The following is a 21864-nucleotide window of genomic DNA, read 5'->3' on the forward strand; positions in this document are numbered from 1 at the left end:
ATCCAGATCGCCATCCCCATCCACATCCCCCAACGCCACACTTATAGGAAAACTGCCCACTCCTACGTTGGTGGTGCCACTGAAGTTACCATTGCCGTCATTCAAGCGCACACTCACACTGGCACTGTTACTATTAGCGGCCAGGAGGTCCAGATCGCCATCCCCATCCACATCCCCCAACGCCACACCTTCGGGAGCACTGCCCACCCCTACGTTGGAGCCGCCACTAAAGTTACCATTGCCGTCGTTCAAGCGCACACTCACATTGGCAACGCCATAATTAGGAGTTAAGAAATCCAGGTCGCCATCCCCATCCACATCCCCCACCGCTACACTTCGAGGACGATCGCCCACCCCTACACCAGAGCCCCCACTGAAGGTGGCCAGGGCCGGGGCGGCTGCGGTGGTAAACTGATAGACGTGCGGCTGGGCCAGGCCACTGGCCGTGGTGGCGGTCGCAAAAACCACCTCGCCGGGTTTGAAATCGGTGGTGGGATCAAAGGTGAGCGTGTTGCCACTGATGGTGGCTGCGCCCGCCTTTTTGCCCCCCGCCTGCTGGCTCCAGACCGTCAGGGCGCTGGCGGGTCCGGTGGGGGGTTGGCTCAGGGTAACGGTAACGTTGGTGGCCCGGCTGGCCGCCCTGGCATTGCGCGTAGGCGATAAGTCCGTCACCGTAGCCGTCTGCGCCAGCGCGGACAGGCTCAGCAGTAGCAACGCCAGCATACTTACCGGGCGATAGCAGCAGGCTAACCAGCCCAGGCGTTGCCCCTGTAGGCCGGGGCGGATGACGGGGTTCACCGAGAACCGGGGGAGTCGTTGATTGGGCTTGACGTAGATAAACGGTAGTCTCATATCCGATACGCTGAGTGGGTTAATGAAGGATAAAACAGCGGCACAAGAGTACGGCTCCCTGATTTAAAAAAGGTGCACTATTGTTCCGAAAAGGTGCACTATTGTTCAGCCCCCGGCCAAAAGGCGATAATTTTGGGGCGAAACACCCAAATTCTTCGAAAAACAACCGGCTGAACTACGTGGGATCCTCGAAGCCGTTCCTGAACAGACTTGGTCCATCCAGCCAGACGGACGGTTGGGGTGAGTTGCTCACACGAGCTTTGGGGATAATTAATAGCCACCGCTTCAGCCCATCTAGGGCCAAAGCGGTGGCTGGTTGTGACGTAAACAGCAGGCTTTTTGTGGCGGGTTTCAGTAAAAGACCACCTGCCTTAGTGCTTGATGATCCTGACCGTCTGGCGCTGGCTGGTCGTGCTGACATCCAAAAGATAAACACCCCCCTGGCGGCCAATCCGGACCGGGAACCGGTCCACTCCCCTGGTCAGCACAACCTGGATAAGACTGACGGCCTGGCCCTGCTCATCGGTTACCCGCAAGGTGACGGTCTGGCCCTGTTCGCCCTGCACCTCTACCCACACCTGGCTTTCCTGGACGGGGTTGCCCAGCACCACCACCCGCAGCCGGGCATCCGAACCCGCGCCCATTCGGGCACTTGCATTGCAGGCCGCCAGCCAGCCGTAGCTGAAACTGGTGCTTACCCCGCTCTGGGTGGCGCTCAGGGTGATGACCGGATTGTCGGTATACAGGTTTAAGGTGTAAGGACCCGGATTGGTGGTGGGTAGTTGTTCGTTGACCACCGAGAAACTGATGGGAGTACCATCCAGCCCACTGTACTGGGGGTTGAACGTAACCCGGCGTAGCCCGGCTGACAGGACCTCACAGCTGATGGTCTGTACCCCCGTGATGCTGAAGGTGCCCGTTGGGGGTGTACCACCGGCCGGATTGACCGTAATGTTGAAGCTGGTGCTGGCCATCATCCCCCCCGGGTCGGTCGCCGTCACGCTCACCTGACTCACCCCACTCATCGAAGGCGTACCCGAGATGGTCGAGGGGGGACTAAAGCTCAGCCCGGCGGGTAAGCCCGAAACCGATAAGGTTAGCTGATTGGGCGTCTCGGCATCGGTGAACACACCCGCCAGCGAAAGCGTGTAGGCCACACCGACCGTAGCTGACTGGGGACTAACCGGATTCGCTACCGTGGGCGGGGTGTTAGCCGTCGAGGAACTGCACACCGATAGCCAGTTGTAGGCAAAACTACTGGCTATGCCGCTCTGCACTGCTCTCAGGGTGATGACCGGGTTATCCGTGTACAGGTCCAGACTGTAAGGGCCCGGATTGGTCGTGGCCGGCAACTCGTTGACCACCGAGAAGCTGATGGGCGCGCCATTGACCCCCGCGTACTGCGGGTTGAAGGTCAGCCGGCGCTGACCGGCCGAGAGCACCTCACAATTAATAGTCTGCACGCTGGTGATGCTGAAGGTGCCCGATGGCGGGGGTGGGGTACCGGCTGCCGGACTCACCGTGATGGTAAAGCTGGTGCTGGCACTCATGCTCCCCGGATCGGTCGCCGTCACCGTCACCTGACTCACCCCACTCGTGGAGGGTGTACCCGAAATAGTGGAGGGGGCCACGAAGTTGAGCCCCGCGGGCAGGCCCGCTACCGACAGCACCAGGCTGTTGGGCGTCTCGGCATCGGTAAACACACCCGCCAGCGACAGGGTGTAGGCGATACCCACCGTGGCCGACTGGGGCGAAACCGGATTGGCTACCGTGGGTGGAGTGTTGCCCGTCGAGGAGCTACAGGCCGATAGCCAGTTGTAGGCAAACAGGGTGGTGGCCCCGCTCTGGGTAGCACTCAGGGTGATGACCGGGTTATCCGTGTACAGACGCAGCGTGTAGGGACCCGGTGCCGTGGTGGGTAGCATCTCGTTGACCACCGAGAAGCTGACCGGACTGCCATCCAGACGGGCGTAGCGGGGGTTGAAGCTCACCCGGCGCTGGTCGGCGGAGATCGTCTCACAGCTCAGGGTGGTCACTGCCGTGATGGCGAAAGGACCGCTGGGCTGGACAACACTCACCGTCACACTGGCCGTAGCCGAGCAGCCGTTGGCCCCCGTAACGGTCACCGAGTAAGGCCCATCGGTACTGGCCGTAATGGTGCTGGAAGAAGCCCCGGTTGACCAGCCGTAGCCAAAGGGCGGAGTGCCGCCACTGACGTTAGCCGTTAGGGTGGTGGTTTCTCCCTGGGTAATAGTGAGGCTGGGGTTGGCCGAGATGCTGACCATGGGCACGCTCTGATCACCCGTGACGGTGGTGGTGGCCACGGCTGAGCAGCCATTGGCTGAGGTCACCGTCACCGAGTAGGTGCCCGAAGTGCTGACACTGGCCGTGTTGCCCCCATTGATCTGAGTGGCCCCCGCACTAAAACGGTAGGTACCTCCTCCGCTGGCCGTCAAGGTCACACTGGTCTTCGTGCAGGAGAGCGGGCCGTCGTTGCTCAGACTAGCCGTGGGCACGCTTTGGTCGCCCGTGACGGTGGTGGTAGCCACGGCTGAGCAGCCGTTGGTCCCTGTCACCGTCACCGAGTAAGTACCCGAGGTACTAACGGTGGCCTGATTGGAAGTGCCAATCTGGGTAGCCCCCGCGCTGAAGCGGTAGCTGCCCCCGCCCGAAGCGGTTAAGGTCACGCTGGTGGTGTTGCAACTCAAGGGACCATTGTTAGTCAGCCCGGCCGTGGGGGCGGTCTGGTCACCGGTCACCGTCGTAGTGGCTACGGCTGAACAGCCGTTGGCCGAGGTGACCGTCACCGAGTAGGTGCCCGCCGTGTTAACGGTGGCCGTGTTGCCACTGCCAATCTGAGTAGCCCCCGCACTGAAGCGGTAGGTACCTCCGCCACTGGCGGTTAAGGTCACGCTGGTCTTCGAACAGGAGATCGAACCGTCGTTGCTCAGACTAGCCGTGGGGGCGGTCTGGTCCCCCGTGACGGTGGTAGTGGCTACGGCTGAGCAGCCATTGGCCGAGGTGACGGTCACCGAGTAGGTGCCCGCCGTGTTGACGGTGGCCTGGTTAGTGGTACCAATCTGGGTAGCCCCCGCACTGAACTTGTAGGTACCTCCGCCATTGGCCGTCAAGGTCACGCTGGTGGTGTTGCAACTCAAGGGACCATTGTTAGTCAGCCCGGCCGTGGGGGCGGTCTGGTCACCGGTCACCGTTGTCGTGGCTACGGCTGAGCAGCCATTGGCCGAGGTGACGGTCACCGAGTAGGTGCCCGCCGTGTTGACGGTGGCCTGGTTAGTGGTACCAATCTGGGTAGCCCCCGCACTGAACTTGTAGGTACCTCCGCCACTGGCCGTCAAGGTCACGCTGGCCTTCGAACAGCTTAATGGTCCATCGTTGCTCAGCCCGGCCGTGGGGGCGGTCTGGTCACCGGTCACCGTCGTAGTGGCTACGGCTGAACAGCCGTTGGCCGAAGTCACCGTCACCGAGTAGGTGCCCGAGGTACTGACACTGGCCTGATTGGAAGTGCCAATCTGGGTAGCCCCCGCACTGAAGCGGTAGCTGCCCCCGCCACTGGCCGTCAAGGTTACACTGGTCTTCGAACACGAGAGCGGGCCGTCGTTGCTCAAGCCTGCCATGGGCACACTCTGGTCCCCTGTGACGGTGGTGGTGGCCACAGCCGAACAGCCGTTGGCCCCCGTCACCGTCACCGAGTAGGGCCCTGCCGTATTCACCGTAGCCTGATTGGAGGTGCCAATCTGGGTAGCCCCGCTGCTGAAGCGGTAGCTAGTGCCCCCCGAAGCGGTCAGGGTCACGCTGGTCATCGAACAGGTGATGGGGCCATTGTTAGTCAAACTGGCCGTAGGCAAGGTTTGATTAGCCGTCACGGAAGTAGTGGCACTGGCCGAACAGCCGTTTCCATCGCTCACCAGCACCGAGTAACTACCCGGACTGCTCACCACCCGGGTGTTGCCGCTGCCGGCCAGCACGCTGCCGCCCGGGCTGGTGAAGGTGTAGGAACTGCCCCCGGAGGCCGTCAGGGTGACGGATGTCTGGGCACAGGTCAACGGACCGTTGCTGGTCAGGCCCGCTATAGGCAGGGCGTTGACCGTCACGGGGGTGGTGGCCATGGCCAGAAAGCCGTTGTCACCCACCGTTAGGGTAAAGTTCTGGGTGCCGCTGCCGCTGGCTACCAGGCTCTGACTGAAAGCCGAGCCGCTGGCCGTGCCACTCAGGGGACTGGTGCCGTTGGAGAGGGTGAAGGCGTAGGCGCCCGTCACGTTGCCCACCGTGGCGGTAAAGCTGATGGGACTACCCACGCAAACGCTGTTGTCGACAGCGGCAAAGCCCGTGATGGTGGGCGAGGGCGGTGTGATGGTATCCGTATCCGTGGCCGAATTATTACCTGCAAAGGGATCGGTGACCCCTGCCGGGGCCGTTACCGTGGCCGTATTTACTAACGTACCCGTAGCCGACGAACTGACCGTAGCCGTCACGGTAAAAATCACCGAGCCACCGGAGGGCAGATTCACCCTCTGGTTGATATTGCCCGTTCCCGACGATGCTCCGGCCACACTGCCGCCACCAGATCCGACGGCCATCCAGCTCACCCCTGTCAGGTTGGGCACAAACGTATCCTCGACCAGCGCGCCCGGCGCATTCGAGGGCCCCACATTTGAGACAGTGATGGTGTACGTAACCCCGCCACCCGCCTGTACCGTTGCTACTCCATTGGTACAGGTGATGCCCAGATCGGCCTGAAGTTCCTGGATACCCACACTGGCTGTAGTACTGAAGGCCGCGCAGCCTTGGCTGGCCGCAATAGCATAGGTCACCGTGTAACTACCCGGATTGCTGCTGGCGGGGGTGATCTGGCCCGTATTCGTGTTCAGACTCAAGCCCGTCGGACTACTGCTGTAGGTGCCACCCACCGTGCCGGTTTGGCTAACGCTGACGGGACCACTGCTGGTCAGGAAAGGCGAACCAGGATAGGAAATAGTGGCGGAAGGAGCCGCCGTAACCGTGACGGTGGCCGTGGCGGTCGCGGTCTGACCGTTGTCACCCACCGTCAGGGTGAAGCTCTGGGGGCCGCTGCCGCTGGCTACCAGGCTCTGGCTGAAGGCTGTGCCCGTGGCCGTACCACTCAGGGGGCTGGTGCCGTTGGAGAGGGTAAAGGAGTAGGTGCCCGTCACGTTGCCCACCGTGGCGGTAAAGCTGATAGGGCTACCCACGCACACCGTGTTGTCGACAGCACTAAAGCCGGTGATGGTTGGGGGTGGGAGTTGATTGAGCCGCACACTCACCGTGTTACTGCCCTCAATGGCAGCTAAGAAATCCAGGTCGCCATCCCCGTCCACATCCCCCACCGCCACACTTCGAGAAGCACCGGCAACCCCCACGTTGGTAATGCCACTAAAGTTACCATTGCCATCATTCAGGCGCAAACTCACCGTGGTACTGGCATTATTAGCGGTTAAGAAGTCCAGGTCGCCATCCCCATCCACATCCCCCAACGCCACACTATAAGGTCTATCGCCCACCCCTACGTTGGTGGTGCCACTAAAGTTACCACTGCCGTCATTCAAGCGCACACTCACCGTGGTACTGGCATTATTAGCGGTTAAGAAGTCCAGGTCGCCATCCCCATCCACATCCCCCACCGCCACACTATAAGGACTAGTGCCCACCCCTACGTTGGTGGTGCCACTAAAGTTACCACTGCCGTCATTCAAGCGCACACTCACATTGGCATTGTTCCGATTAGCGGTTAAGAGGTCCAGATCGCCATCCCCATCCACATCCCCCACCGCCACACTATAAGGACTAGTGCCCACCCCTACGGTGGTGGTGCCACTAAAGTTACCACTGCCGTCATTCAAGCGCACACTCACCGTGGTACTGCCCTGATTAGCAGTTAAGAGGTCCAGATCGCCATCCCCATCCACATCCCCCAACGCTACACTTATAGGACTACTACCCACTTCTACGTTGGAACCACCACTGAAGTTGCCACTGCCGTCATTCAAGCGCACACTCACATTGGCACTGTTAAGGTTTGCAGTTAAGAGGTCAAGGTCGCCGTCCCCGTCCACATCCGCCGCCACCACACTAAAAGGACTAGCTCCCACAGGTACGTTGGAGCCGCCACCGAAGGTACCATCCCCGTTATTGAGCCGCACACTTACACTGCCACCGCCATTATTAGCGGTTAGGATATCCAGGTCGCCATCCCCATCCACATCCCCCACTGCTACACTAAAAGGAGTACTGCCCACCCCCACGTTGGAGCCACTAGGGAAGGTGGCCGGGGCCGGGGCGGCTGCGGTGGTAAACTGGTAGACCTGCGCTTTGGTCAGCCCACTGGCCGTGGTGGCGGTGGTAAAGACTACCTCGCCGGGCTTAAAATCCGTGTCGGGATTAAACGTAAGTGAATTACCACTCACCGTCGCGGTACCGGCTTTTCTTCCCCACGCCTGCTGGCTATAGACCCGAACGGCCTGGCTGGCGGCCTCGCCCGAAGGCCATGGCTGATCCAGGGTAACGGTAACATTGGTGGTTCTAGCTGCCGCCCTGGCATTGCGCGTGGGCGATAGAGCCGTCACCGTAGCGGGGGGCACCCTATTGAGCCGCACACTCACATTGGCACTGTTAGCGGTTAAGAAGTCCAGGTCGCCATCCCCATCCACATCCCCCACCGCCACACTATAAGGACCACTGCCCACCCCTACGTTGGTGGTGCCACTAAAGTTACCACTGCCGTTATTCAAGCGAACACTCACCGTATTACTGACACCGATGGAGGCTAAGAAGTCCAGGTCCCCATCCCCATCCACATCCCCCACCGCCACACTTTGAGGACCACCGTTAACCCCTACGTTGGTGGTACCACTAAAGTTACCACTGCCGTCATTCAGCCGCACACTCACATTGGCACTGTTAGCGGTAAAGAAGTCCAGGTCGCCATCGCCATCTACGTCCCCCACCGCCACACTAGTGGGATTACTGCCCACCCCTACGTCCGAGCCCCCACTGAAGCTGCCACTGCCGTCATTCAAACGCACACTCACCGTGTTACTGAAATAATTAGGGGTTAAGATATCCAGGTCGCCATCGCCATCTACGTCCCCCAACGCCACACTTTGAGGAAAACTACCCACCCCAACGTTGGTGGTGCCACTGAAATTACCGTTGCCGTCATTTAAGCGCACACTCACACTGTTACTGCCACTGTTAGCAGTTAAGAGATCCAGGTCACCATCCCCGTCCACATCCCCCACTATTACACTATAAGGAGTACTGCCCACCCCAACGTTGGTGGTGCCACTGAAGTTACCACTGCCGTCATTCAAGCGTACACTTACCGTGTTACTGCCCGCGTTGGCGGCTAAGATATCCAGATCGCCATCCCCATCCACATCCCCCACCGCTACACTATAAGGATTACTGCCTACCCCTACGTTGGTGGTGCCACTGAAGCTGCCACTGCCGTCATTCAGCCGCACACTCACATTGGCACTGGCATTATTAGCGGTTAAGAAGTCCAGGTCGCCATCCCCATCCACATCCCCAACCGCCACACTTAAAGGAGTACTGCCCACCCCTACCTCGGAGCCATTAGGGAAGGTGGCCGGGGCCGGGGCGGCTGCGGTGGTAAACTGGTAGACCTGCGGCTTAGCCAGCCCACTGGCCGTGGTGGCGGTGGTAAAGACCACCTCGCCGGGCTTGAAATCCGTGGTGGGATTAAACGTAAGCGAATTACCGCTCACCGTGGCCGTACCGGCTTTCTTGCCCCCGGCCTGCTGGCTCCAGACTGTCAGGGCGCTGGCGCTGGTGGGGGGTTGGCTCAGGGTAACGGTAACGTTGGTGTTTTTAGCCACCGCGATGGCATTGCGCGTGGGCGATAAGGCCGTGACGGTAGCCGTCTGGGCCCAGGCGCTCAGGCTGGTCAGCCCCAGCGCTCCCAGTACCAGCAACCGACAAACGGCCCGACAGCCGAAAGCCAGCCCATTGGGGTCTTGCCGCTGCGGGCTTCTGTGAAGGATTGAACGAAGAGAAAACCGGAGGGTTCGCTGAGCGGACCCGGACGAGGTAAAAGGTAGGTACATAAGCTGTACGCTGAGTGGGTTAGTGGCTACAAAACAGCAGTGCAAGAGTACGGGTATCTGATTAAAAAAAGGTGCACTATTGTTCCGAAAAGGTGCACTATTGTTCAGCCCCTGGCTGATTGGCGATAATTTCCGGGCGAAATGCCAAATTCTTCGGAAAACAACCGGCTGAAATACTTGGGATTGTTGAAGCCCACGGCGTAGCCCACCTGCGACACGTTGAGTTTCGTGGTGGTTAACAGCACCTGGGCCTGCCGTAAACGCAGGGCGCGCACGTAGTGACTGAAAGACATCCCCGTCAGGGCCGTCAGCTTTTTGTGAAGGGTAGTCCGGCTCATGCCCAGCTGCTGGCAGATGGTGTCCACCGAAAGCTCGGGATTCTCTAACTGCGCTTCTACCTTGATTCGGAGCTTTGTCAGAAACTGGTCTTCCAGAACCTCTCCCGCGTCAGTCGGCGTAGTTTCGCCGGGCTGGGTACTTAGCGGATTGCCGCCCAGCGAGGTGCCGCCCAGCGGAGTGCCGCCCAGGGCCAGTTGACTGTAGTAAACCTGCAACTGCCGCCGGGTCTGGATCAGGTTAGCCAGCACCAGCAATAGTTCTTCCCGCAGAAAGGGTTTCACCAGGTAAGTGTCGGCCCCGCGCCGTAGGCCCGCCATCCGGTCACTGACGGCGGCCCGGGCCGTCAGCAGGACGATGGGGATATGGCTGGTTCGTTCGTCGTTCTTGAGCGTATCGCACAGTTCGAACCCATCTTTGAGGGGCATCATCACGTCGCTCAGAATCAGATCCGGCACCTTCTCCAGTGCCAGGTCAATACCCGCCTGTCCGTTCTCGGCCCGGATCATATAGTAATCGGCCCCCAGGCAGGTTTGAATATAAGCGGCTACATCGTCATTGTCTTCCACCAGCAACAGCACGGGCCCGTTTCCGGCAGGTACCGGTTCAGGTTCATTCCACGGCGTGGGTTCCGGACTAACCACAACCGGATTGGGCACCCACTCCTGAAAGGGCCCGGCCACCTCAGGCCGAATCTGACGTGCAAGCGGGATACTCACCACAAACTCAGCTCCCTGTCCATTTGTGGCCCCTCCGCCCCGATTTCGGACGGCCAGCCCGCCGTGCATGAGCCCCACCAGCTCCCGCACCAGCGACAGCCCGATGCCGGTACCGCTAACCGGCATCGTCGATTGATTGTCGGACTGGTAGAAGCGGTCAAAGACTTTCGACAGACTCGCCGGACTGATGCCAGGGCCGGTATCGCTGACGATGAATTGAACCCAGTGACCCTCCAGTCCGGGACCCTCCAGATGCCCGGTTGGGGTAAGTTCCTCATGGTAGCCTTGTGCGCTGAGGGGTTGCCAGCTTTCCAGGATCTTTAACTGGTAGTCGATATGCCCACCCGCGGGGGTAAACTTGAGGGCGTTGGCCAGCAGATTGGACAGAATATCTTGGAGTTTATCCCGATCAAATTCAGCTTCATACGTTTCAGCCTCGAAAAGAAAATGCAACTCGACACCCCGGCTATGGGCCAGCGACTGGAAGGATTCGCCCACGTAACGGGCAAAGCCCACCAGATCGGCCCGCACCGGATGCAGGTGCATTTCGTCGGCTTCGAGTTTGGAGAGGTCCAGAATCTGGTTAATCAGCCGCAGCAGATTGGTGCCGCTGCGTTCAATCAGTCCGGCCGCCTTCCGAACCAGTGGCTGTTCGGCCTCCGGCTGGTGGTTCTCCAGTTCGGCCGCCATGCCCAGTATGATAGTGAGGGGCGTACGGAACTCGTGCGAAATATTGGCAAAAAACCGGGAGCGGGCTTCATTGAGCCGGAGCAGATCCCGGGCCTGCTGCTCAATAATTTCTTTAGCCTGTTCAATGCGGGCCGTGGCCTGGTGGATTTCCCGCTGCAACCTGACCTGTTCGTTCCGGTGCTGCCAGATTCGCCAGCGCAGCCAGGCCCAGATACCGGCTCCTGCCAGCAGGACCATCAGCACCAGGAACCAGCCACGCAGATACACCGGCCGCACCACCGTCAGGTTGATGGCCAGCGTATTAGCCGACCACCGCCCGTTAGCCGCCTGTGCTTTAATCAACAACCGATGGTTGCCGTAGGGTAGATTACTCAGCCGCAGGGTAGGCTCCGTCTGGTAAGTCCATCCCTGGTCAATGTCGGTAAACTGATAGGCATACACATTCTTGTCGGCGTTGGTGTAGTTGAGCAGGGCAACATCCAGCACGCTGGAGCGGTCGCCGGGCGGAATGGTAATCGTATTGGTGCTGACTATGTCATCCGTTTTGTCGACGAGTTTATCCGTCGCATTGTCATACTGGTGAAATGATAGGACGCGCAGGGGTAGCCCGGCGGCCGGTTTCTCGGCCTGGAAATCACGCGGGTCGAAGGCGGTGATGCCATTAAGTCCGCCAAAATAAATCCGGCCGACCTTGTCCTGATAATGCGCAATCCGGTTGAACTCGTTGTTGGTAATGCCATCCTCCACAAAATAGGACCGGGTAGTGAACCGGACGGGGTCGAACTGCATGATGCCGTAGTCGCTGCTGAGCCAGAGGTGCCCCCGCTCATCGGCATACACGGCGTAGATATTATCGTTGGACAACCCCTCACTGCGCCGAAACTGCCGATACTGACCCTGCCGACGGTCCCACCGGATGAGGCCCGCGTTGGCCGTAGCCAGCCAGTAGATACCCTGCGGGTCCTGGTAAAAATGCTGGTAACTCTCGGCGGGCAGATAAAAACGCTCCTTTCCCCCGCTCCAGTACCGGGCCGTTACCCCTTTTTGGGGATCTACAGTGTACAAGCCGGTGTTGGCGCAAATCCAGAGGGTGCCCTGCCGGTCGGGAGCAATATGCAGGATATGGGCCTTAGCCAGTTCGGTAAACCCATTGTACTGCGAAAAAGGGGCCAACGTCTCCTGCTTCGTGTCAAACAGTAAAAGGCCTGGTTGCCCGCCCAGTACCCACTGCTTAGGGCCAAATGGATGCAGTGTCCAGAGAATATACCCATCAGGAAGATGCAACATGGAACTGGCATCGGTAATGGGTGCATACCGTACGAAATGACTCACAAGGCCGACATAAAGCGTACCCTGTTTATCCTGGGTCAATCCATACGCACGCGAAAAAGGCACGCTGTTCTTCAGAATAGACAATTTCCTGGGTGAGCCGCCCGGCCACTGAGCGGTGTACAGGCCCTGACTCTCCAAATTAGCAAAAACCTGATTGCCAAAAACGGTAATCCCCCGAATTGGGGTTAAACCCGTTTGCTGGTCAGTTTCCTGGTGAAACAGTCGGTGGAAATTGTTTTCGGCCAGCTTGACCTGATACACGCCAAAACTGGTTCCCAACCAGAACAGTCCACTGCGGTCCCGAAAAAAACTCCGGTTGATAACCGGCCCATTTGGTGTTGGCAGAGCAATGGTCAGGAGGGCCCGGCTGGTTGAATCCCGCAGACTTATTCCATCCCACAGTAAGCCGGAACGGTCAAACGCGTAACAAACCGGATGAAGGGGCCGGGTCAACGAGTTTAGCAGGGATGGCGGTCTCACCCGCCGATTGCCCGACTCGTCCACGCTAAAAAACACATCCTCTCCCCCCGTTGCCGGGCCAGTGACGAAGTAGAAAAATTCAATGCCCGCGTTTCGCTGCCCCAGACAAGTGCTAATTATTGACCCCGGATGGGCAAACTGATGCAGGATGCGGCCATCGGCGGTTAATTCAAGAACTAATGCATCATCGGCCACGGCCCAGACCGTTTGGCGGGCGGTGACCTGAAAAGCAACCAGTTTTTTAAAGGGCAGAGACACCGACCGCAGCCCGGTTTTTGGGTGGTACGATAGTAACCGGGCGGGCTGTTGGTCGGTAAAAAAGATGGTGCCGTTGGTACTACTGAGCAGGCGTGGGGAAAGGTCGTTTGACTTGGCAGGCGCTTGCTTTTTAAACTTTTCTTCGAAGGAGGTGGCCTTATTCGTCAGTGGATCGAAGAGGGTAATCTGCGACTGGCCAAAAGGTCCCATGAGCCATAAAACCCCCTCAGCATCCTGGGCAATGGACTGTACATCGTCGAAATTAAGCCCATTTCGTTCTTTGGTATAGGTCGTAAAGGTCCGGCCATCGAAGCGGTTAAGACCGAACTTGGTACCGAACCACATAAACCCCTGCTTATCCTGAAAAATGGCGTTCACCTCCCGGTGCGACAAGCCCTGCTCGGGGCCATAATACTTCACCGAAGCGGTATACGGCTGGGCCACACCTGGCTGGGCCGCATCCGGCTGTGCTTGTGCCGCCGTAGAGAAATAGAGCAGCAGGATTAGTGCAAAGGCCAGCCCTTTTTCAATTACCAGACCGAATCGGTAAGGGCTATACCCGACATGCCTGCCAACGTAAGTCGAGGCAGACCATAAGTCATCATTCGAATTAAGATAATCTATCAATGCAGCCTTTGGTACTGCTGGCATACGTACTCTAATTTACTTCGAAAAAGCAAGATTGCCATCCGTATTACTCAATAAGGAGCCCTACGAAAACAGGCTGATCAAGCAAGTCAACCAACTGGTAAAATAACCCTAGGTGGAATATATATTATTTAACCAGGAGTTCATCACAGATTTCATCATATACGAAGTCGCCAGCGAATCGGTTTTGCGGGGGATAGAAGACTTTAACCACTCACGGGTTTTCTATCAACCGGGCCGATCCAACTTATTGTCTGGTCGTAGCTACCGCCAGTCCGTTGCAAAGATGCAGACCGAAAGGCGAATCATTACCGTAAGCGAACAGCATAGCGGTGCCCTTACATACTCCTGTACTTGTTTGGGTTTTCCCTGGTTCAGCCACTCACCCCACCACCATACCATCCGGCAACGAACAAGGCTGCTCCCACGACGGACTACTGTTCAACCCATAAAAATGCCCTGCCTGAAAGTACTCATTTAATCACGGTCATAAAAAATCCCCGCCAGCAGAATCTGGACGGGGACTTTCGGGAAGGTTAAGTTGGGGGAGAAATTACCTCATTTTCAGCCCGTAGAGTCGGACCAGGGCCGCGGCAGTTTTTTTACTACCAAATGGGTGAGGGTATGTTCGCGCAACAACACAGGGGACATTGGTTGGTGAGTCAACGGAAACTGACCCGTTCGACCAGACCTGCCTGCTCAATGCGCTTTTCAGCGATGGTATGGCCCGGTATATCGGTCAGGACCACTTCCAGGAGCACACCAGGCGCCCCCGGTGCAGGTTGATAGCCAGCCGTAGCTGAAATTGCTTTCAACTAATGCTGACGACTAACCGAAAACCATCCGGTCAGCCGTCATCACTAGTTCATTCCGACAACTTTCAGTTCGTCAATCAGTTTGGCAAAACGTGGAGTTGCCTGCGTGCTTCAGAGTCGTTATTTTCCCAACCATTCGGAAGCGGTCTTTTTATACTGTTTATGATTATTTGTTAGTTTTCTTTTCCAATTGCTGATCAAAGCGACCCCATTGGGTGCTCATGATCGGATTACGCCGTAGCTGCTTGACGGAAGCAATGGGATCGCTGAAAAACTGAACCATTTCCGCATTTGCATTAACATCAATTCCTCTGGCTATCAACTGTTCTTTTGCCACACCAAAGTACTTGATCACTTGCGCAGCTTTTTGGTCAACGGTGCGGTCAAAATCAACATCCGAAACCGTTTTAGTCAGGGTGGTCTCTGTCCGAGCGGAGGTGGTCATCGTACTCGGATTAACCGTCGTCTGAGCAACCGTTGTACCCATTTGCAAGGGACCTTTTCCTTGCAGGAATGCCAGGATGTCATCGGTTTTTCGGCTCAGCGACTCAAGTTGCTGGCTCATGGCTACCATCTTGGTAGTCAGGTCATTGGTATTGATACCCACGGCTACGTTGACAACGTTTAACGAGGCATCTTTGGCAGCCTGCCAGGCGACGCCCACGATGCGGGAATAATCGCCCAGTTTCATGTCGGCCGGGTGAACGGCAATGCCCATCCCATCATGATTGCCCGAGGGGATGATGTAGTCGCCAATAGCAACCTGGCCCACTACCCGTACCGGCACCTGACCCATAAAAGCCACTTTTTCGTAGTCACTCTCCCGGTTGGCCGCTGGCATATTACCCAGTACAATGGGCCTTTTTGAAACAACCATGTAGTGATCGGCCTGGTCTGTGCGCAGCGAAATTTTACCGCCAGAAACACCAACAATCTGTCCAAAAACCATATCGGCTTCACCCTTACCCCGTTCGAGCCATTCGGCGTAGTCACCGTTGCCCGATTCATACGCTACGCCCGCATTAGTTTCGACATCGCGTTTCCACTTATCTATTTCAAGTCCCAAAGCAATTCCTTTAGCCACTAAAGCGGCTGCCTGCGCACCAACACCTACAGCTGCAGGCGCGGTAATGACCGCTGCGGCAAGGGCAGCTCCTTCGGCAACCAATCCCGCTCCATCCGCAGTTAAGTTGACAACCTCTAATGCAAACAATGCCGTCTGAATTTTATATTCCTCGCTGTCCTGAAGTTCAGTAAGTGTTTGTCCTTCAATGCGGCCCTTAATACCGTCGGCATCCATGAACGTAACGAAGTTGTTACTCGTGCTACGCGTGCCGTTCACCTTGATGGCAATACCCTGGCTACTGCCCTGTACCCGTAAGGGATAGGAGTCGTAATTGCTATCGGACGCTGGTCCAGTTTTTTCGATTGTTACCTGACCGTTGGCATTCAAAGCGTTGTTCAGTGTCGTTACGCCAACAACATTCAGCGTACTTTTCAAAGTAGTAGCTCCATCCGCATTCAGGGTACTTTTCAAAGTAGTAGCTCCATCAACACCCAGGGTGTTATTAAATTGCGCGGCTCCGCCTACGTTGATGCGCTTGCCAATGCCAACCCCACCGGCTACGACCACAGCGCCCGTGGTGGTATTAGTTGACTCCGTAGTGTTGGTGCTATTGGTGAGACCGTTTAACGTCGTGTTGCCATTTACGTTCAAGGTACCCGTCAGGATTGTAGGCTTGGCGTTGGCCACCGTCAGCGGCCCGTTGTTTATAGTAGCTCCACCCGTGGTATTTAGAAACACGTCATTTTTGACGGTCAGATTATTCCCCACTTCCACATCTTTTCCCACTTTCAGACTATTGGCGATGTTGATATCACCCTCCTTTGTAATCCGCAGGCGTTCCGTTTTGTTGGTGACGAAAATCAGGTCTACGTTGTCCATCGTGCCAATCCGGTCGGTGGATGGATCGGTTTTAGTGTTGCCAAACGTTGACCACACGTTACCGGGGACGCCATCAGACGGGCCAGCCGCTGCCGCCCGGGCCTTAGGGTTACTCACCAACTCGTTGGCCGTCATGGCATGAAAGGCGTAGGGAACGGCCAGCAGACGACTGTTGCTAACGGTTGAGAAGCCGCTTTTACCACCGTCCTGAATGGAAATTTCCATCCAGATGTCTTCGCTGCTCCATGGTACGTTTTTAAACGTGCCTGCTCTCACGACGCCCGTTCCAATCGTTAAGTCGAACAAGCCGAGGGTGTTGGTCGTAACGGTGTGCGTCTCGCTGTAGTGGGTTTTAGCAGAGCCTAGTAGATTGCTGTTCAGGTTGATTTTGAGGGTGACGGGCTGGTTGGCCATAACTTGCCCCGACAAGCTGCGGGCAACAGCCTGGTATTTCATACCCTGAGGCACCTGCTGGGCCTGCGAAACGGTAACAACCGTACTAAAAAGAAAGAGAAGAAAGAGTAAAGACTTTTTCATGAATGTTTTGATTTATGGGTGTTTTATTTAGTAATAAGATAAGGGTTACTGGGCTTTGATAATTTTGTAGGACTTCAGTAACCGCCCGTCCACGCTGTTGATATGCAACAGATAAGTGCCTGTCGGAAACTGCGTCATGTCTACCTGCGTCGATTGGGTGCTAGCTGGCAGTATGGGTAAGGTATACTGTCGCCCGTTGAGGTCGGTCAGTCGTAATTGCAGCGGGTCTTCCTGGGGGGCGGTGATGCCAACGGTCAGATAAGAGGTCACTGGATTGGGGGCTACCGTAATGGTGTAGCCCGCGTCGGGGTTGATCTGATTCTGTAGTTCACTGACCTGGAGCAGGGGCTGGTGAAAGCCCTGGGTATAAAGTCGCTCAGGCGTGTAACTCGTTTCAACGACAGCCTCGCCCAGCGTCCAGTCCAGGGTCATAGTCTGCGTAGTGGCCGTTCCTCCGCTCACGGCCAACACGCTCGGACTTAAGCGCTGAGCAACCCCTGTCAGGGATAAGCCCAGGCCGCCCAGTAGAAGTAAATACTTTTTTCTCATATGTATATTGGGTTAGCATTAAAAGCAATTTTCTGCGGTCAGGGCAAGGCTTGCTACCGCATGGTATAAAGCAGTAAACCTAAAAACTCGCCGACTACATGGGCACTGATTAGAACGGAGCCTGCCTCTCATACCCGAGTTACCCTGCTCCTCAAAGAGCCGGAACAAAGTAACTGGGTTGAAAAAAGGAAGGTAGAATCGCTTTAATAGGATAGGGGGCAGAGTCAGTCGAAAGTCAGTATCCGCTGGCCTTGTTCAGCCGGTACAAAAGTGGTGATTATAGCGTCAACCGACTATCGCAGCTTTCCCAAATACTATCGTGAGCGTACCAAAACAGGATTCACTTCCTGTTTCAGGTGAAAAATCCATTGTCAGAAAGGCAGTTGATTAAGCAATTACGTTAGGCAGCTCCGTGCTGGCGGGCAAACTGACTGGGGGTCATCTGATACTGATCGCGAAAAACTTTACCAAAGTGGGAAGCGGTTTCAAAGCCCACTTTGTAAGCCGTTTCTGCCACGCCCAGCCCTCCCTGCAACAACTCGGTCGCCCGTTTGAGCCGGTACAATCTAATCACCTCGGCGGGCGTCAGGCCGGTGAGCACCTTTAGCTTGCGATACAGACTCATACGGCTCATACCCAGCTGTAGCACTAACTGTTCGGGACCGAACGACGAGTCCTCCAAATGCTCCTCCAGCACCTCGTAAAGCTGCTGCAACATGGAATCGACTGGCTGCGGGGCCGTATAGGGCGCGGGACCGGTGGCCGGTTGGTTTAGTTCGGCCCGTACCCGGTCGCGGAACCGACGGCGGGTGTCGAGCTGGTTGCGTACCCGCAGTTGCAGCTCGGCCACCTGGAACGGTTTGGTCAGGTAATCGTCGGCGCCCAGTTCCAGGCCCTCCAGCCGGTTTTCCTGGGTGGCCTTGGCCGTCAGCAAAATAACCGGCAGGTGGTGGGTATGGGGATGCGCTTTCAACTCCCGGCACAGCGTGTAGCCGTCCATAACCGGCATCAACACGTCAGACAGTACCAGGTCGGGTTGCCGGGCCTGGGCCAGGGCAAGTCCTTCACGTCCGTTGGCGGCCCGCAGAATCCGGCAGGTGGTGGGCAGGCTGTCGGCGATGAAGCGGGCCAGGTCGTCGTTGTCTTCCACCAGCAGGATCAGAGGCCACTCGTCGGGCAGCTCCTCTCTGTCGTTATCCAGTCCGACAACACTACTTTCGGCGGATTGGGACAGGCCGGTATCGGTATCAGGCACCACAGCCTGATAGGGCAGATCAATTGTAAAGCAGCTGCCCTGGCCTGGCTCACTCTGCACCCGGATGCTGCCCCCCTGCAGGGTAACCAACTCCCGCACCAGTGACAACCCGATCCCCGTTCCCGGCGAAACCGACTCCGATGAGCCAGCCTGAAAGAAGCGGTCGAAGATGTGGGACAGGGCAAGAGCCGTCATACCCCTGCCAGAGTCGGCTACGCTCAGGGCAATACCTCTGTCAGCGGGGGTTAGCTGCACCCTGACCCAGCCCATGTCGGTATATTTGAACGCGTTGGCGAGCAGATTGTACAGAATGCGCGCAACTTTGTCGGCATCGAACCAATAGGCAGCCGCCAGCCCGTCGGCAGAACAGGTCAGTTCTATGCCCTTAGTACTGGCCAGTGACCGGAACGAGTCGACGGTCTGGGCTACCACCGCTACCAGGTCACCCCGTACATTGACCACCGGCAAGGCCCCCGCTTCCAGCCGGGAGAGGTCCAGTAGTTGATTGACCAAGCCCAGCAACTGGTTGGCGTTACGGTCGATAGTGGCTAGCTGATACTGTACGGTAGGGTCGGGCAGTTGCTGGCTGAGGTGCTGGATGGGACCCAGAATCAGCGTCAGTGGCGTGCGGAACTCGTGGGTAATGTTGGCGAAAAAGTGGGATTTCAGTTCATCAACGGCTCTGAGTTGCTCGGTTTCCTGTCGATTGAGGTCCGTCTCGCGCCGTTGCAGGGCCAGCGACTGCCGGAGCCGATTGCTGCTCGCCCGCAAACCAGTTACGATCAGCCCTCCCAGTGCCAGCCCGTAGAGCAGGTAGGCCCACCAGGTAGCCCACAGGGGCGGGCGGATGGTGATGGCCAACCGCCGTTGCCACCGGCTCCACTGGCCCGACGTGTTGGACGCATTCAGCACCAGCACGTAGCTACCGGGCAGCAGGTTGGTGTAGGTGGCCACGGGCTGATCGGTTTGCTTCCAGTCCGTTTCGGCGCCCTCCAGCCGGTAGCGGTAGCGGTTTTTGTCCGGCCGGTTAAACTCCAGAGCCGCGAATTTGGCCGTGATGAAATTCAGGTTGTAGGGCAGCGTCAGGTGATCGACAGCCTGAATAGGCAGCGAATCCAGCAGAGCCGGTGAAACAGGCTGGTTGTTCACCTGTAGCTCGGTGAGTTCAACCGGCGGCTGAAATGTGTCTTCCCGCACCTGTCGGGGGTAAAAGGCGGTAATGCCCGTCAGCCCACCCATGATAATCCGTTCACCCTGGTCCGACTGTTGACCCGTTGGCATCGGGGGCAGGTGCAGCCAGTGAAAGCGATTGAACTCATCGGCCAGCAGCCCGTCGGCGTGGGTGAACGTTCGAGTGGCAAAGGTTCGGCGGTCCAGGCGGCAGATGCCTTTGTTAGTACCCATCCACAGATAGCCCTGCTGGTCGGGGATGACCGAGTAGATCACGTTATTGGGCAGCCCATCGGCCTGCGTGATCCGGCGGCTGGTTCCCGTCCGCTTATCGAAGGCGCACAAGCCCCCTCCAAACGTACCGATCCATAACCGGTTGGGGTCGGTGGGGTCATTGCTGAGGCAAAAAAGGGAATTGCTGGACAGTGACTGGTGGTTGCGGGGTTGGTTGACGTACTGCCGCCACTGGCCCGTTGCCCGGTCGAGTCGCCAGAGCCCCTTACTCTCCGTAGCAAACCAGAGGGCCTGCTCATCTACCACGAAGGTGAGTGCGCCGAAGGTCTGCGGCCGGGGGATGCGGTAAGGCTGACTAACCCATTGCCGGTTTGCGTCGTCATAGCACCAGACCGCTGCTCCGTTAATAGCCCACACCCGTTGTTGCGGGTCCGTAGCCAGCAGCAGATTAGCCTCCTCCCGAGGCAGGCGAGTCGGCAATGGTACTGCTTCAATGCGTTTAGCCTGCAAGTCAGTTCGGTAGATAGTAGCGTTTGCCATATTACTCCACAAATACCGGTTTTGGCTGATGGTGTAACGAAAGTCATAGCTGTACCCGTGGGCGAAAGCCGCCGGGGGGGGCAGGCTGGCGGCCGGCAGTCCCAGCCACCGGGAGCTCAGCACGTCCTGATAAAAGTTCGTGCGATAGGGTATCTGTTGAAAATCACCGCCCCGCAGGTCGTATTTGCGAATGCCGGCCCCCCGGGTACCAACCCACAGCACCTGCGACCGGTCGACGAACAGGCTGACACATCCTTCGATCAATTGGTTCGATTTCTCCACTTCTACAAGGCCCTGCTGGCTGGAGAACCGATAGAGAGTGTTGTCGTGATGAAAATAGAGTCGACCCAGGCTGTCCAGCGTAGGATAGCCACTCAAATCATACCGGGATAAATTGTAGGCCGGTAAAGGATACGCGCCAAACAGTCCCGTAGCCGGGTTGAGCCAACTCACAAAGCGTTGTGAGATGGTCAGTATCTCACCGTTGGCCCTGATTTGCAGGCCGCGCAACTGGTTGTCGGGCAGGGAACCGGGTTGGCCAGGCTGATGCTGGTAGTGCGTGAACTGACGGGTGGTTTCGTCAAAGCGTTCCAATCCGTTGCGGGTGGCAATCCAGATGGTACCATCGGGTGCCTGGCTGACCTGCATGACGCTGTCACTGCGCAATGAACGGGGTTGGCCGGGCTGGTGACGAAAGTGCCACACCCGGTTAGTGGCCCGGTCGAGACACAGCAGGCCCTTGGCCCACAGCGGCACCCAGAGCCGGTCGGCCCGGTCTACATAAAGCTGGTAGGGTTGTTCATTTCCTACCGCCTGCCGATAGATGGCTCGTCGGGAGATGTTCGTAAATGTTTCAGTTCGGGGATCGAAGACGTCGATATCCTTCTGCTCGGAGGTAATCCAGATACGCCCGTGGTGATCGGTAAACAGCCTGTCCAGCCCGGTGAACGAGAGCGAGGGTTTCCCATTGGGGTCGGGCTGGAAGACTTTGAAGTGGTGCCCATCATAGCGGCACAGGCCGTCGCGGGTGGCCACCCAGATGAACCCCTGCTGATCCTGCGTAATGGCGGGTACGAACGCCTGGGGCAGTCCCTGGCGGTCGGTAATACGCTCGGGCGGGGGCAGGTTGGGCTGGGCAACCAGCACAGTTGTCAGCAGACTCAGCCAGCCAATCACGCCAAGCAGCGTTGCGGTAAAGCGGGACCACTGACCAAAAAACTGCGGGTATCTCATGGGCATTAAGGGGGTGCCGACAGCACGATTCACACTAGGGATGTATTCAGGGTTGATTGAATCACAGTTCGGTTTGGTGGGTCTAGTTTGCTAAATCGTTCACAAGATTACTTTATTGAACTAATAAATGCTCATTTATAATTCTTTCTAGGGCAACATAAGCGGATAA

7 protein-coding genes are annotated in these 21864 nt (G+C 57.4%); all 7 read right to left on the reverse strand.

Annotated features, from left to right (window positions below):
* Nucleotides 1–852 (reverse strand): Ig-like domain-containing domain (locus tag B156_RS30545; protein ID WP_026261011.1); only part of this gene is annotated, 852 nt, incomplete at its 3' end.
* A 371-nt stretch (nucleotides 853–1223) separates the two neighbouring features.
* Nucleotides 1224–8954 carry an FG-GAP-like repeat-containing protein gene (locus B156_RS30550; RefSeq protein WP_018622275.1) on the reverse strand — a complete coding sequence of 2577 codons (7731 nt, stop codon included), beginning with the start codon at nucleotides 8952–8954 and terminating at the stop codon, nucleotides 1224–1226.
* 104 nt (nucleotides 8955–9058) lie between these two features.
* Nucleotides 9059–13420, reverse strand: coding sequence for a hybrid sensor histidine kinase/response regulator transcription factor (locus B156_RS0123690; RefSeq protein WP_018622276.1), 4362 nt, complete (start codon nucleotides 13418–13420; stop codon nucleotides 9059–9061).
* Nucleotides 13421–14079: 659 nt separating this feature from the next.
* Complete coding sequence (locus B156_RS31595) at nucleotides 14080–14232, reverse strand: hypothetical protein (RefSeq protein WP_018622277.1); 153 nt, start codon at nucleotides 14230–14232, stop codon at nucleotides 14080–14082.
* 166 nt (nucleotides 14233–14398) lie between these two features.
* Nucleotides 14399–16714: a hypothetical protein gene (locus tag B156_RS29805; protein WP_018622278.1), complete on the reverse strand. Its 2316-nt coding sequence runs from the start codon at nucleotides 16712–16714 to the stop codon at nucleotides 14399–14401.
* Nucleotides 16715–16759: 45 nt separating this feature from the next.
* The gene (locus tag B156_RS0123705; RefSeq protein ID WP_018622279.1) at nucleotides 16760–17263 is read right to left on the reverse strand and encodes a T9SS type A sorting domain-containing protein; all 504 of its coding nucleotides are present in this window, start codon (nucleotides 17261–17263) and stop codon (nucleotides 16760–16762) included.
* Between the two features lie 400 nt (nucleotides 17264–17663).
* Nucleotides 17664–21695 (reverse strand): hybrid sensor histidine kinase/response regulator transcription factor, encoded by a 4032-nt coding sequence (locus B156_RS0123710; protein WP_169518275.1) that lies wholly within the window; start codon nucleotides 21693–21695, stop codon nucleotides 17664–17666.
* Nucleotides 21696–21864 lie beyond the last annotated feature (169 nt).

The sequence above is a fragment of the Spirosoma luteum DSM 19990 genome, assembly GCF_000374065.1.
GTDB lineage: Bacteria > Bacteroidota > Bacteroidia > Cytophagales > Spirosomataceae > Spirosoma > Spirosoma luteum.

Coding starts and splice junctions, on each gene's coding strand:
- B156_RS0123690 (WP_018622276.1), bottom strand. CDS start 13,420: ATGCCAGCAGTACCAAAGGCTGCATTGATAGATTATCTTAATTCGAAT.
- B156_RS0123705 (WP_018622279.1), bottom strand. CDS start 17,263: ATGAGAAAAAAGTATTTACTTCTACTGGGCGGCCTGGGCTTATCCCTG.
- B156_RS29805 (WP_018622278.1), bottom strand. CDS start 16,714: ATGAAAAAGTCTTTACTCTTTCTTCTCTTTCTTTTTAGTACGGTTGTT.
- B156_RS30550 (WP_018622275.1), bottom strand. CDS start 8,954: ATGTACCTACCTTTTACCTCGTCCGGGTCCGCTCAGCGAACCCTCCGG.
- B156_RS0123710 (WP_169518275.1), bottom strand. CDS start 21,695: ATGAGATACCCGCAGTTTTTTGGTCAGTGGTCCCGCTTTACCGCAACG.